The organism is Methylobacterium sp. B1, assembly GCF_000333255.1.
In the GTDB taxonomy this organism is placed as follows: domain Bacteria; phylum Pseudomonadota; class Alphaproteobacteria; order Rhizobiales; family Beijerinckiaceae; genus Methylobacterium; species Methylobacterium fujisawaense.
The window spans coordinates 1-10,653 of sequence record NZ_BACT01000547.1; the positions used below are offsets into that span (position 1 = coordinate 1).

10 protein-coding genes and 2 pseudogenes are annotated in these 10,653 nt (G+C 61.1%); 6 read left to right on the forward strand and 6 right to left on the reverse strand.

The features are described 5' to 3' along the window. Positions 1–320 precede the first annotated feature (320 nt). On the forward strand, positions 321–782 hold the full coding sequence (locus tag I53_RS16100) for a MucR family transcriptional regulator (RefSeq protein ID WP_043352475.1): 462 nt from the start codon (positions 321–323) through the stop codon (positions 780–782). A gap of 56 nt (positions 783–838) precedes the next feature. Here the strand turns inward: I53_RS16100 and I53_RS16105 are convergent, their stop codons facing one another. From I53_RS16105 to I53_RS31380, 3 genes are all read right to left on the reverse strand, one after another. Further along, positions 839–1,249, reverse strand: a complete 411-nt coding sequence (locus tag I53_RS16105; protein WP_043352477.1) for a hypothetical protein — start codon at positions 1,247–1,249, stop codon at positions 839–841. A 63-nt stretch (positions 1,250–1,312) separates the two neighbouring features. Further along, complete coding sequence (locus tag I53_RS16110) at positions 1,313–1,651, reverse strand: hypothetical protein (RefSeq protein WP_043352480.1); 339 nt, start codon at positions 1,649–1,651, stop codon at positions 1,313–1,315. 75 nt (positions 1,652–1,726) lie between these two features. Next, positions 1,727–2,344, reverse strand: a complete 618-nt coding sequence (locus I53_RS31380) for an HNH endonuclease (protein WP_148291157.1) — start codon at positions 2,342–2,344, stop codon at positions 1,727–1,729. A 92-nt stretch (positions 2,345–2,436) separates the two neighbouring features. Here I53_RS31380 and I53_RS30455 point away from each other — a divergent pair, with 92 nt between their 5' ends. Next, on the forward strand, positions 2,437–3,444 hold the full coding sequence (locus I53_RS30455; protein WP_083936074.1) for a DUF3883 domain-containing protein: 1,008 nt from the start codon (positions 2,437–2,439) through the stop codon (positions 3,442–3,444). Between the two features lie 262 nt (positions 3,445–3,706). Here the strand turns inward: I53_RS30455 and I53_RS16120 are convergent, their stop codons facing one another. Further along, positions 3,707–4,174 (reverse strand): hypothetical protein, encoded by a 468-nt coding sequence (locus I53_RS16120; protein WP_148291158.1) that lies wholly within the window; start codon positions 4,172–4,174, stop codon positions 3,707–3,709. A 1,243-nt stretch (positions 4,175–5,417) separates the two neighbouring features. Here I53_RS16120 and I53_RS16125 point away from each other — a divergent pair. Then, positions 5,418–6,848: a hypothetical protein gene (locus I53_RS16125; RefSeq protein WP_148291159.1), complete on the forward strand. Its 1,431-nt coding sequence runs from the start codon at positions 5,418–5,420 to the stop codon at positions 6,846–6,848. A gap of 159 nt (positions 6,849–7,007) precedes the next feature. Here the strand turns inward: I53_RS16125 and I53_RS16130 are convergent, their stop codons facing one another. Further along, entirely contained in the window at positions 7,008–7,625 is a 618-nt protein-coding gene (locus I53_RS16130; RefSeq protein ID WP_043352487.1) for a recombinase family protein, read from the reverse strand. Between the two features lie 1,035 nt (positions 7,626–8,660). Between I53_RS16130 and I53_RS36150 the strand changes: the two genes are divergently transcribed. Then, on the forward strand, positions 8,661–9,164 hold the full coding sequence (locus I53_RS36150) for a class I SAM-dependent methyltransferase (protein WP_374701334.1): 504 nt from the start codon (positions 8,661–8,663) through the stop codon (positions 9,162–9,164). Here the strand turns inward: I53_RS36150 and I53_RS16135 are convergent. Further along, positions 9,070–9,471 (reverse strand): annotated as a pseudogene (locus I53_RS16135) (3-keto-5-aminohexanoate cleavage protein); the annotation flags it as partial. The gene I53_RS36150 and the pseudogene I53_RS16135 overlap by 95 nt on opposite strands. 191 nt (positions 9,472–9,662) lie before the next feature. Here I53_RS16135 and aroQ point away from each other — a divergent pair. Together aroQ and I53_RS16145 are read left to right on the forward strand one after the other, a co-directional pair. Beyond that, positions 9,663–10,112, forward strand: coding sequence for a type II 3-dehydroquinate dehydratase (aroQ, locus tag I53_RS16140; RefSeq protein WP_043352489.1), 450 nt, complete (start codon positions 9,663–9,665; stop codon positions 10,110–10,112). Positions 10,113–10,255: 143 nt separating this feature from the next. Continuing rightward, positions 10,256–10,653, forward strand: a pseudogene (locus I53_RS16145) (orotate phosphoribosyltransferase); the annotation flags it as partial.

The following is a 10,653-nucleotide window of genomic DNA, read 5'->3' on the forward strand; positions in this document are numbered from 1 at the left end:
CATGCACGGGGCCGGGGATCTGATCCTCGACGTGANGGCGCTCTTGAATCATCAGTCCACGGTGCTCAAGTTCGGGACCCGTGAGAAGGCGATGGAGGTCTTCCGGGGCATGCTTGAGTCCCAAGCCCCACGCAATGTGGGCTACGACCGAAGGGCCTGATGCGCCTGCGAAGATCGAATTCACCCGCTGAGCCCCAGGCCCGGTGGGTTTTTCTTTCGGCCGTTCACCGACTGGGGGTTGATTCCGACCCCAATATACTAATCTAGTTTAGCTCGCCCCACAGCGCATTCCCCAAGCTTAAACCTGAGCAGTTCCTAAGATGACTCCGGAAGATTCCGACCAACCGTTCGATGCGGTCAAGCTGGCTGGCGAAATCGTCGCCGCCTACATCTCGAACAATTCTCTGCCAGTTAACGAGCTGCCCGAGTTGATCCGGGCAGTGCACCAGACAATCGCCAATCTCGGCTCTGGCGTTGCCCCTGTCGCAGCCGAACAGGCTCCAGAGGTGACGAAGGTCACGCCCGCCCAGATCCGCAAGTCGGTCCAGGCAGAGGGCATCGTCAGCTTCATCGACGGCAAGACCTACAAGACGCTGAAGCGCCATCTCACCTCGAAGGGGCTGACCCCGGAGAGCTACCGCGAACGCTTCGGCCTCCCGAGGGACTATCCCATGGTCGCCCCGAGCTATGCCGAGATGCGTTCGGAACTGGCCCGGTCCATCGGCCTCGGACAGGTGGGCGGCCAGTCGAAGCGTGCCGGTCGGGGCAGCAAGGCCGCCTGATTCAAGTCTCCGAAACGAGAGAAACCCGCCGATCGCGAGACCGGCGGGCTTTTTTTCTATCCCAAGCTCTTCTTCATCTCGTTCAGCAACTCGATGAGCGCGGGATCCAGGCGAACCGTGACCTTCGGCTGGCCCTCGCTCTCAATGAGCCGGTTGTCCGGGATCTTGAAGTTGGCCTTCCTCAGGGCAGCCGCCTGTGCGCGGGAGAGCGTGAAGGGCTCCCCACCATGGCTGCGCTTGCCACTCTTCGTCACCGCCCTGCCGTTCTCCAGGTGGGCATGCACTTCCTGGTTCGGGGCGTGGGGCTGATCGATGCCGATCCGCTCGTGGTTACTGACCTCGATGTACTTCCGGCCTTCCTCGACACGCTGGGCGGCTTCACGCTCTGCTGCGAATTCGGACAGCCCCTTGATCAAGCGCTTCGCCCTCGTGGGCCGGTTCGGATTGAGGATGCCCTTCATCTTCATAGTGGGCCTCACCGACTGAATGGTTGGCCGTCTACCAGCGCGGGAGACGCGCGGGCAAGGATTCTACCATCGATGAATCAGCCCAGGGATGTTGGTCCCGTTCGGCCCGAAGTTGGTCAGGGCCATGGCACATGCGCGATCCTGCTCCTTCATCATGCCCCGGAATACTGAAAGCTGCACGGCCATGAACTCGGGATCCTGCATCAGGACCTTGATGTCGATGCCGCGCTCAGTTGCCGCCGCGTTCAGCGCCGGTATATCGACGGTCAGATCCGGGCACTTGTTCGACACGAACGACATGACCCCAGCGAACGCCGCCATCACCTGCGTTTCCGGCGACAGCGCGTAGGACGGCGTCGGCAGCAGGGAGAGCGCCAACGCTCCGGCGATGAACGCGCGCATTCGGTATCCTTCCACGCCATCGACGCCCGTGGCGCCCCAGTTTCCCGCAACGCTAACCGAAAGCCTGCGCCGTAACTAGACGTTGACGACTGCCTGCTTCAGCAGGCGCGACAGGCCATCCCAGTCTGATTTGACCGGAGGCCGAAGCCACGGATCTGACAGACCGACTTCCTCGCATGTGAGTTGGCCGCGACCGTAGTTGCATGGGGCACAGGTCACCAGGACGTTGCTCGGATCGCTGCTGCCCCCCCTGGCATGCGGGAGAACGTGATCCCACTGGAGTTCGAGCACCTGGAGCGCGGCGTGTCGGCTGGCGTTGGTCAAACCCCATCGAGCTGCTTCCGGATAGTGGCGCATCAGGGCCTTACGAGCATCAGGCAGAATCACCGGAGCGCCGCAGAACCTGCACGTGAATCCGTCCCGGCGGATGATCGCCAGCTTGGCGGCTGTGCTCGGCATCCGAGGTTTCAGGCGGTTGGCGGCCGGAATGTCGGGAGTCGAGCGCGGTCCGCTCCATGGACCTCCGGTGCCCCACATAGTGTCAGCCCAGGCAAGGATCTCCGGGCGATCGGCAGCTCGGATCAGATCGGCTGCCAAAAGAGGGTGGCCGTCGAGATGCGCTGTGACAGCCGCGTCTAAGCCGCGGATCGATTCGAAGACCGCCGGAATGGGTTCTGCGAAACAGACTCTCACGAACGCTGTGGCTCCGCATGAAAGATGGCTTCCCTCCACCTCGATAGCAGGTATTGGTCAGCTTAGCTCGACATAGCAGCCGGACAGGTACCATGACCGCAGGACCGATGGTCTTCGTCAATATCGGATGGATGAAGAACTATGCTGGTGCGACTGCCGATGATCAACCCGTAGGCGGCCATGGCTATCTGAAGGATGGAAACATCGGCCACGAAGTCTTCAACTTTAAACCGTTGCGCGACAGCGTCTATGGTTACGTTCCACGCGCGGCGCGGATCAATCTCAAGAACCTTGGCGGGGCTACGTCCGATGAGTTGATCGCACCTGTGACGGTCGTGTGGATTGCCCGGAATCCCAGCAACAAGAAAACCTACATCGTCGGATGGTACAAGAACGCGACGGTGTTCCGAAACAACGATCATATCAAGCTGACACGTGAACGCGGCTTTGATGTTGTCTACCAGATCACTGCACCAGCCGATGACGCAACCTTGCTGTCAGTCGATCGGCGCCAGTTCATCATTCCAACGGAGAAGGCTGAAGGCAATCTGGGCCAGAGCCCGGTCTGGTATGGCGGAAAGGATGAGTTCCGGGCGAGGGTCGCGGCATATATCGCGGGAGGCGGTGTGTTCACCGCGACGAAGAAGGGCGGATCGAAAAGCCCAAAGCGCCAAACTGATCCCGAGTTGCGCAAGCGGATCGAGCTTGCTGCGGTTCGCCACGCGACCGCCTACTACGAATCGATCGATGGCGGGTCTCAGGTCGTCGATTCCGTAGAGAAGGATGGAGTCGGCTGGGACCTGAACGTGACGGCTCCCACCGGGGCGCTGCTGAAGGTTGAGGTGAAGGGTCTCAGCGGCCGCGATCTGGTGGTGGAACTCACGCCAAACGAATACAAGAAGATGAAGAGCCTGGAGCACCGCGCGCAGTACGTCGTTTACGTCGTCACTGAAGCCCTAACCGCCAGCGCGCGAAGCCATGTCTTCCGGCACAACGCCGAAGCCAGCAAGGGTGGCAAACTCGTCTGGGCTACGCTCGATGGCCGCGTGCTTGAGATCGTCGAGATCATGGCAGCGCGGTTGTCAGCACCATATGAGTAAGGCGCATCAGGATGACCCCTAGCGTGGCCAGGGAAGGCCCAGGACGGCCGTGGGGCGATTTTCGCCACCAGGATAGCTCAGACGGCTGGCCCGGTTGTGCGAGCCTCCAGAAGCGCATCTCGAAACTCTCAAACGAAAATCCCCGGCAAATTTCTCCGCCAGAGCCACACTTTAATTTTGCATTTTAAATAGTCCTCGGCGGACTCTTCGGGTCAACGCCCAGTCGTTAAGACGGACCGCGTCGCCCGCTGCCGGTATCTTTTCAGCCTGAGCACTTCCGGAACGTGTCGTGACGGAAGCCAATCGTCTTGTCGGCGTTGAACTTGATGGCTTCGTTCGAGGACATCCGCTCCCCCTCGCTGACGCACATCAGCTTCAGCCGGACGACGGTTCCCGCCTCTTTCGAATCCATGACGATGCAGTCGGATTCCTCGGCTTGGAGCTTCAGGCCGTTGAAGAAGAGGCTCTGGTCCATGTCGCGCGCGGCCTTACAGGTCTGGCCGGTGCTGGCCCAGGTGCCCTTCAGCGCCTCGGTGTACATGCCCTTGCCACCGGCTGCCGGGACAGGCGCCGCACTCTTCACGACGTACTCGGTGCCGTCCAGATTGATCGAGCCCTTGGCGCAACGATGCCAGTCCTGCTCAGCGGTGGTTTGCCCAGTCTTGCCCAGGCACCACCCGAGAGGCTTCATTTGGGCACCGACTGTTTCTCGCTGATCGCACGCCTTCATCGTCGAGGGCTTGTCCCCGGATTCACCGCGACACTTCTGATCCAGCTTCTCCCACCGGCTCGCGACTGCCTTCGCTCCGGGGGACATGGCGGCTGGGAGAGACATCGCCTGGGCGGAAAGAGCGAGTAGAGCACCAGGGGCGAGACAGAGACTCAACAGTTTCAAGGCGTTTCCATCCAAAGCTTGGTATCACACGAGAGGTAGCACAAACTAACTCGATCCAAAATTATCATAAGGCGACGGGGCCGCATGCCGAGCAGTTCGAAAAAACAGCGGATCACCGCCACAACAAACGTCGACAGATGTCGGGGGGCTTCGCCCCGCGGCGTGTGATCGACGCGATGATCAGCAGCAAGGAATTCGAGCGCGTCAATCGATCGCCTGTCCCGGATCGCGAGCGTAGTCCGGTCGAGGAGCACGCGAATCTCAGCGTTGGAGATCACAGGAACCGGAGCTTAAATTCGAGCACCCGGTCCTCGGTCAGGGTGAACGTACCGGCCGGGGCCCCACTGCCCGGATAGTCCTCGATAGTCGCATTCTCTCGAATGCCCCATGTTTCCAACTAGTCAACGATACTCTCTATGTTCATGCTGATCGGATATGAGGCAAACTGTATTCAGGACGAAATTGGTATTGTTCCTCTACGGCGTATGCCGGTGCAAGTTGGCCGCGAATATTTTTCTGTGATTATGTGCGTACTCTAAATTGCGAACGATCGATCTTCATCCACTGCCCGTGTGGGCGCCTGCGGCGCAGTGGTTCAAAGGGTGTAGGCTTCGAGAAAAGGGCCAATCGAGATTTCATCGTCTCGATGACGGAGAGGCCGATCGCTTCGAAATCGGCGGCGCGTGGAACCGGGTGAGGCCGGAGGGCTCGGGCGGGAGGAGCGCGGCGTCGTGAGATCCTGTCGCGGCGCGTTCGGCGCCGCTAAAGGATTGATCCGGAAACATCACACCATGAATATGGCAGGGCGGGCCGCGCCCGCCACTGCGCTCGGCGATCTCCGCTGGCGACCGCACTGCGCTCGCCGCTCCGGCGCCTTGCATCCACCGCTGCTTTTCTCATCGAGGTCTCATTAATTACGACATCTCGGAAAAGAAATCGGTCGCTCGACGCGCTATATTCAAATCCATCCACTCATACTCTTATAGACATGCATCGGACGGATTTAGAAAAAGCAACACAACACGACGTCGACATCAACTGCACCATCCTCGAAGGACCACCGGGCAGCGGGAAGACGATGGCGATGCTCGCAGAGATCGCGCAGACGCCCGGGCGTTACCTTGTCGCCGCGCCACGAACAGACCTGTGCGACGAGCACGCCGTGAGACTGCGAGACCACGACGTACCGGAGATCCTCGTCATCCACTCGGACCAGTCCGTGCGTGGCGACATCGATCGGCGGCTGCGCGAGGCACTTGAGCGCACCGACCCGCACCTCGTCGTCGTCTGTACCCACACCGGCCTGATGGGCTTGGGTCGAAACGACGTCGATGGATGGCACGTGAAACTTGACGAGTTGCCGGAGGGCGCCGTTTTAGCAGGCGCGGTCGGGCTTGCGGCGAGCTGGCCGAGCATGTCGAAGCGCTACTCCCTGGTCCCCACGGCTGAGGAAGGCTGGTCGCGCCTTGAGTGCCGCCCTGACGCTATCGATCTCGGCCTAGGGCAGCTCACCGCCGACGTCAGTGCCGATCTCCTTCCGCTACACCGGATCGCCGAGTCCCGCGGGCGCACGGTCGAGGTTTGCCTCGCGGATTGGCAGGACGCTGCGGTCGGTAACCAAAAAATCCCTTGGCGATCTCTGTGGTCGATCGCCGCGCTTCGCGGCTGCGCCAGTCTGACAGTGGCAGCAGCCAGCTACCGGGGCAGCATAGCCGAACGTGCGGTTGCACGCGACGGTGGAGTGCGGATCACGTTCGATTCGGTCAGAGTCGCCCGCGAGGGACAGCCCCAAATCCGGATCCACTGGTATGCCACGCACGAAGGCTCAACTTCCTGGTGGGATACGGAGACAGGCAGTTACTGCCTCGTCCAAATATCCAGGCACTTGGAGGCCATCGCATTCAGTGGATACTGGACCAGCAATGATAAATTGCGCCCATACTTCGTTCACCGATTCCCTGGCGAGAATTGCAACCCTCGTGTCGCCGGGACGAACAGCCTTATTCACCATACAGCCTGTGCGATCATCTACTCGGCGAAGGCCTTACCGAGCGACGGGCCAATCATCGATGTATTCCAGATCAGCGACGACGTCATCTGCGAGGCCCGCGAGGACGAAGACATCTACCAGTTCGTCACTCGGGGCATGATCCGCGAACCCAAATATGCCGGGCCCTACGACGTGTACGTCTACAACCAGTCGCAGGCGAATCGGCTGCGGGCCCGCCTCTCGGGGTCCGGATACACGGACGTCGTCACAGTCTCGGTGCCGGAGGCGGGCATACTCGATATCGAGCGGCCGACTTCAAAGCACAAAGGAGCTGTCGACATCGACATCGAAACTGCGAAGGAGCGGGATGCCCGCAGACGAGAGAAGGAGGCTGCGCGGGGTCAGAAGCGGCGAGCCGCTGAAAAGGCCAAGAAGATTGCGGAGGGTAGCTACGTGCCACCCGGACGGCAGCCGCGCGCGGGCCGTGTGGCAAACAACGAATGCGGTGGCGCGAGTTGATGAGAGGCCAAAAGGGAGGATGCAATCTTTGTAACCGACACCCGCATAGGACCGATATCGAGTTCGGACGAAGAATGCTCCCCGTCGAACCTTGGGCATCGGCACCAAGCGCGCCTGAATGTGATCGACGTCCCCCAACGCTGACGTCGACACAGACGGTCACCCAGCGTCGTCGACAACCTGCTTGGCTGTCATCGCCGCACGCACCCGCTGCACGGTCGAGGTGCCAGCACCGGTTCGGCGCGCCGTCTCGCGGATGCCGACCCCGGATGCCAGCAGCGTGCGGACCGCCTCGGCCTTGCTCTCCTCCAGGGGCCGTCGTCCGAGGCGCGTCCCCTTCGCCTTTGTGCGTTCCAGCCCAGCCAGCACTCGGTCGCGGATCATCGACCCCTCAAACTCGCTGAAGACGGATATCATCCCGAACAGCGCCCGGCCGGACGGCGTCGTCGAGTCGAGCGCCTGGGTGTGGCAGTAGAGGCCGCCCCCGCGGGCCTGGATCTCGGCGAGGAAGCCGACGAGGTCCTGGAGCGAGCGTCCCAGGCGACAGATCGACCAGACGGCGATGACGTCGAACTCCCGGCGGGCAACCCCACGCAGAAGGGCATCGAAGCCCGGCCGCCGATCCCGCCCCTTGGTGCCGGACACGCCCGCATCGGTATGGACGGCGACCACCGTCCAGCCGAGCCTCAGTCCCACCTCGGTCAACTGCCGGAGCTGGTTCTCGGTCGTCTGACCCTTGTCGGTCGACGTTCTGGCGTAGATGGCGACGCGCTGCATCTTCGCACGGTGCCAACGATCCCAGGTCCGTCAACCAAAACCAGATGATTAAGGGACACGGCGAAACGGGCCCGGCCGCAGAAGGAAAATGGACGCCGAAAACGAGAGGGATTCTGGGACAGGGGCACACTCGGTCAGCCGCTGGACGGACGAACCGCTATCGAACATGTGGGTCGGCGGGGAGGTCGAAGGCGATACGGTGATCAACTTAACCTCAGAGACACCGCTTTACTGCCGACGTCGACGACAGCGGTGTCACCGCATCGTCGATGGTGCCGCCGATCCGCGACGAAATTTTCGCCTTTTAGCCATCACAAGCGTCCTAAAACTCTGGCGTCGTGCCGGACCTTCGGACCTTGAGCGCACGGGCTATACACCCAGTCACAAAATCAGTGACGATCAAATGTCGTAGGCACCCTACAAGTGGCAACGGAAGCTAAATATTGACGCCTTGTCATAAAGCAAAGATTTTCCGCCATCACCGATTGGGCATTCGAAGGAAAAATAGGGTTCCTTCGAAGCAACCGCGCATAGATGGTTCAACGAGTTTGAATCGGCTCTTGCAATAGGTTCACTGCGGATGAGGTGCCTATCTTGACCTCTCACGTCGTCCACATGGCAAAAGTCGATCGGTGTCTGCAATTGGCAACAGTGCCGAAAAGCCTTTGTGCATCAGATGCGTGTGCCGAATTCCCACGTAGCTACCTATGGTTGGGCCATGGCAGATGCTCTCGTCGCAACCTCAAGTTGAAAAATTATATCGACAGGCTTTAAGCCGCCATGATAGCGGTGGGATAAGGGTGGCTATAACAAAGCATACTTGAAGATCGGATGATGATGTCTATCGCCCGAGATCAAAAATACGAGCGCTTTCGTGAAATCTTGTCGGCGCCATACGACAATATAGATCCGCCGAGCTTTCCGGTATACACGACGGATAAGCACTTTAATATTGAAGATTATGCACAAGAAAGCGCAAATCACTCAGTCGAGAGCTTTGATAATTTAGCAAAAGCTTTGCCGGACGAATTATTCATGGATCTTGGCTGCGGCAGACGCGCGGTCACTTTGGATAATGTCCTCTATGTTGAGGTATATCCATCAGTATCTGCGGACCTTATAGTCGAGCCAAATTGTCGATATCCCATAAGAGACGCTTCTCTCCGCGGCATTGGGTGCTTCGCAGTCCTGGAGCATACCAGAAAACCCTGGCTTGTCGTTCAGGAAATGCGTCGAATGCTGAAACCCGGCGGACAAGTTTTTATTGATTGGCCATTTTTGCAGCCTGTGCATGGGTATCCGTCGCACTTCTTCAATGCGACACGCGAAGGACTCACCTCGATCTTCGAAGATGAAGGGTTCTCAGTTGATCTTGCTTTCACTGGAGCGCATCAAACAGCAGCTTACAGCATACAATGGTTGCTTGGCCGTTTCGCCCACAATCTAAACGATCCAGGATTGAGGCAGAATTCTCGTAGACGATCGTCGGGAAGTTCACCGAGCCGGTGGACAGGGACGCCATGTCGGGCCGGTGCTTGAGCGAGAGGCCGCGGGCCGCCGGATCGCGCCCGCGCCCCCCCGTGGAGAACTGCACGATCATCCCTGGGCAGTGCTCGCGCAGCCCCGCCTGCACGGCGGCGAACTTGTCCGGGTCGGAGGAGGGCGACTCGTCGTCGTTGCGCACGTGGATGTGGCAGAGCGTGGCGCCCGCCTCGAAGGCCTGATGCGTCGACTCGACCTGCTCGGAGACGGTGACCGGAACGGCCGGGTTGTCGGTCTTGCGCGGCACGGAGCCGGTGATTGCCACCGCGATCACAACGGGCACCTCGCTCCGGGATCCTGCCATCCGCCTGTCCTCCCTGCCTCTTGGAATTCGGAATCCCGGATAGCGCCGCGCAAGCCGGATCTGAACCGCCCGGCGCGGGCGGCAGATCCGTCTGCGGGACATCTCGGGCCGGATGACAGCCCGGACCCGTGTCCCGACGGACTTGTGTCTCGCCGGCGCTTGCCGCACCTCTTCCGGCCGCGAGGCACACGATGAACGACACGATCCTGGTCCTGAATGGGCCGAACCTGAACCTGCTCGGCAAGCGCCAGCCCGAGATCTACGGCCGCGACACCCTGGCCGACGTCGAGGCCCTGTGCCGCGAGACCGCCGCCGGCTTCGGGCTCACGGTCGATTTCCGCCAGAGCAACGCCGAGCACGTGATGATCGACGCGATCCACGATTTCCGGGTCGGCTCGGCCGGTATCGTCATCAACGCGGGCGCCTACACCCATACCTCCGTGGCGCTCCTCGACGCGCTCAACACCTGCGAGGTGCCGGTGATCGAGTGCCACATCTCGAACGTCCACCGGCGCGAGGCCTTCCGCCACCACTCCTACATCTCGCTCGCCGCCACGGCGGTTCTGGCGGGGTTCGGGACGCACGGCTACGCGCTCGCCATCCGCCACCTCGCGCATCTGCGGTCCGGCAAGCCTGCATGAGGCGCGGATAGCGCCGCGATCAGGGTTGACGCTGGCGGAGACAGGGCGGAGGAGGGCGGTCAGGCCCTAGTTTCACGCGCGCTCCCCGGCCGGACCGGTCCTCATGGCCCCGGAGAGCGCCTCAAGCGGAGCGCGCACGCCGCATGACCAGCCCCTTCCTGCCCCTCGACCGGACCGTCATCGCCCGCGAGGCGGCCAAGATGTTCCTCGAGATCGGTGCCGTCCTCTTCTACAAGGACGAGCCGTTCAAGTTCACCTCCGGCTGGGCAAGCCCGGTTTACACCGACAGCCGGAAGATCATCTCGTTCCCCCGGCTGCGCTCGACGCTGATGGACTTCGCCACCGCCACGATCGTGCGCGAGATCGGCTACGAGAAGCTCACCCACATCGCGGGCGGCGAGACCGCCGGCATCCCCTTCGCGGCCTGGATCGCCGACCGGATGATGCTGCCCATGCAGTATATCCGCAAGAAGCCCAAGGGCTTCGGCCGCAACGCCCAGATCGAGGGCGAGATCGTCGACGGGGCCCGGACGCTGCTGGT